Here is a 3,037-nt window from a genome sequence, read left to right as displayed (position 1 = left end):
CGTGAAGAGTTTCGGGCGCCGCGAGGCGTACGAAAGTCTCCGAGGAAGGAACCCGCGGGCCTCTGCTGAGACCTATGGGGATTTGGCTTTCAGGCTGGGGTTGAGGATGCCGGAAGCGCGCTCCGGCGTGGGGCCGTATGGTGCTTGAGAGCCGTATCGTGGCTCTTTTTGCGGCGTTCCGAGAGCAGGGCATGGCGAAGATGCGCATTGTCCCCGGCGGTTTCAGGGGATAGCGCAAGCAGGGGCGTCGCCCGAAGCGCTATCGTTCGGACATCTGGTGTGATCGGGCCATGCCGGGTCATGACGGTTTCTCCCGGTGCGGCTGTACCGTGGCCGGTGGTGCGCGCGGCTGGTGGCCGCGTTCGAAGTCCTCGACGACGACCATGCGCCCGCCGCAGCAGGGACATGGTGGTGAGACGTCGACAGGCTCCTCCGATATCTCGGCTTCAGGTGGCGGGGTGACGGCCAGGAGTTCGCGGATCCGTTCGAGACAGGCTTTGCGACAGGACCCTGCCAGCAGGCCGTAATGCCGGATCCGGTGGAACCCACGTGGCAGGATGTGCAGCAGGAACCGGCGGATGAACTCGTCGGCGGGGAGTGTCATGATCCGCTGTCGATCGGCGCCGTCGCGTCGGTAGTCTTTGTAGCGGAAGGTGACGCCGCCCTCGTCGAACGCGATGAGCCGCCGATTGGAGATGGCGACACGATGGGTGTAGCGCGCCAGATAGGCGAGCACGGCTTCGGGACCGCCGAACGGCGGCTTGGCATAAACCACCCAGCGCTTCTTCCGAACCGGCGACAGATGCCGCAGGAATGCCTGCTTCTCGGCAAGATGCGCAATGGCGCCGAAGAAGGTGAGCCTGCCTGCCTCATGCAACGCGATCAACCGCGTGAGGAACAGGCGGCGGAACAGCTTGCCCAACACCCTGACGGGGAGAAGGAAGGCCGGCCGCGACGACACCCAGCGCCCATCAGAACTAATACCGCCACCGGGAACGATCATGTGGACGTGGGGATGATGCGTCATCGCCGATCCCCAGGTGTGAAGGACGGCAGTGATGCCGATGCGGGCGCCCAGATGCTTCGGGTCCGCCGCGATCGTCAGCATCGTCTCCGATGCGGCGCGGAATAGCAGGTCGTAGACGACGGTCTTGTTGTGGAAGGCAAGGACGGCGATCTCGGCCGGCAACGTGAAGACGACATGGAAGTAGCCGACGGGAAGCAGGTCAGCTTCCCGTTCCGCCAGCCATGTCCGTGCCGCGGCCCCCTGGCACTTGGGACAATGCCGGTTGCGGCAACTGTTGTAGGCGATCCGCCAGTGCCCGCAGTCCTCGCAGACCTCGACGTGACCGCCCAATGCGGCGGTACGGCAATGCTCGATCGCCGACATGACCTTGAGCTGATGCAGGCTCAGGTGCCCGGCATGGGCCGCCCGATAGGCAGGTCCGGCGGATCGGAAGATATCGGCGACCTCGAGCGCGGCGCGCACCGGCTCAGCCGTCGGGCTCGATCCCTCCGCTCTTGAACAGTTCCAGCCGGTCGAGCGGACTGATCACGGCGTGCACCGTCCGCGTCGCCACTTTGGTGTAGAGCGCGGTGTTCTCCAGTTTGCTGTGACCCAGCAGCACCTGGATGATGCGGATGTCGATGCCGTCTTCGAGGAGATGGGTGGCGAAACTGTGACGGAGCGTATGCGGGCCGACCCGTTTGGTGATCTCCGCTGCTCGTGCCGCCTCGACGACGATGCGATGGAGTTGCCGGGTGCTGATCGGTTTGGCCACCTGCAGACCGGGGAACAGCCACCCGTCGCGGTGCATCACGCCTTGTTGACGTCCGACCGTCCACCACTGCCGCAGCAGGGTGAGCAGGTCGACCGGAAGCATCGCGTTGCGGCACCGGCCGCCCTTGCCGTGCTCGATTCGAATCAGCATGCGTTCGCTGTCGATGTCGCTGACCTTGAGGAAAGCGACCTCGGAAACGCGGAGCCCCGCCCCATAGGCGACCGACAAGGCCGCCAGGTGCTTAAGGCAGGTGGTCGCATTCAGCAGACGGGCAACCTCATCCCGGCTCAGCACCACCGGCAGCTTGCGTGGCTGGGAGATGCGCACCAGCTTGCGGGCCAAGTCCGGCCGGTCGATCGTGTGCGTGAAGAAAAACCGCAGCGCCGAGACGATGCTGTTCATCGTCGGCACCGGCACGCCGGTCTCCTGCTGATCCACCTGGAAACGACGGATGTCCTCCGCCGTCGCCGTGTCTGGTGCGCGGCCCAGGAATGATGCAAAGCGCCCGATATCACGGATGTAGTTGCGCTGCGTCTCGCCGGAAAACCGGCGCATGTTCATGTCGTCGATCAATCTTTGGCGCAGCGGGCTGATCGGAACAGGGGGAACGGACATAGTCATCGGCTGGCTCCTCACATGGAAACGGAGCCAAAATGCTCACCCTATGTCGGGCGGCGCTCAACCGATGCGCAATACCTGGAATTTGATGATCGTCTTATCGTGGAGCGCTCCCCTCCCGCGCAGCGGGTTCGTTCTTCGGCCCCATTGCGGTGGTTCCACGTGTGGAAGAGGCTCCCTTTGTGCTCACCGCGGCTGCAACGCGCCCATCTCAGACCATGCCCCAACCCACGAGGGCACTAAAAAGCGGACATACTTAGAGGGCGGTCCTTCTTCGGTTGCCGGAACCGATGTTCATATTAGTAAAAAATCTGCAACGTATCGCTACCGTAGATTCGACATCATCAAACCTTCTACTTTTCGTGGAAGACGGATAGTATCGAAAGCGCCAGTCTTCATGGTCTTTAAAATCACATGGTCGTCGCCCAGTAAGGTTCGTTGCAACGAACCCTCCCGCAGAGGGGAGGGGGATCGTAGCCGTTGAGCATGGGCCTGCCGATCGATGGAAGGGGGATCGAGATGTATCGCACTCTACTGAAGACTACCGTTGCCTTTTTCGTTGTCTGGCCGCTGGCATCGAGTATCGCCACCGCTCAAACGGCCGACCCTTCGCCGCAAGCCCGGCGAGAGCAACTCGC

At 63.0% G+C, this 3,037-nt stretch carries 2 protein-coding genes; both read right to left on the bottom strand.

Annotated features, from left to right (window positions below; translation table 11 throughout):
* Positions 1 to 298: 298 nt before the first annotated feature.
* Complete coding sequence (locus PHI64_RS23505; RefSeq protein ID WP_299888850.1) at positions 299 to 1,489, bottom strand: IS91 family transposase; 1,191 nt, start codon at positions 1,487 to 1,489, stop codon at positions 299 to 301.
* Between the two features lie 4 nt (positions 1,490 to 1,493).
* Positions 1,494 to 2,402 carry a tyrosine-type recombinase/integrase gene (locus PHI64_RS23500; protein ID WP_299888847.1) on the bottom strand — a complete coding sequence of 303 codons (909 nt, stop codon included), beginning with the start codon at positions 2,400 to 2,402 and terminating at the stop codon, positions 1,494 to 1,496.
* Positions 2,403 to 3,037: the final 635 nt, after the last annotated feature.

It is taken from the genome of Zoogloea sp. (genome assembly GCF_028689785.1).
Taxonomy (GTDB): Bacteria; Pseudomonadota; Gammaproteobacteria; order Burkholderiales; family Rhodocyclaceae; genus Zoogloea.
Note: the sequence above shows the minus strand (reverse complement) of the source record. Positions and strands in the feature narration are given on the sequence as shown.

Excerpts from the sequence above, each read along its gene's own strand:
- PHI64_RS23500 (WP_299888847.1), bottom strand. The coding sequence starts at position 2,402 with ATGACTATGTCCGTTCCCCCTGTTCCGATCAGCCCGCTGCGCCAAAGA.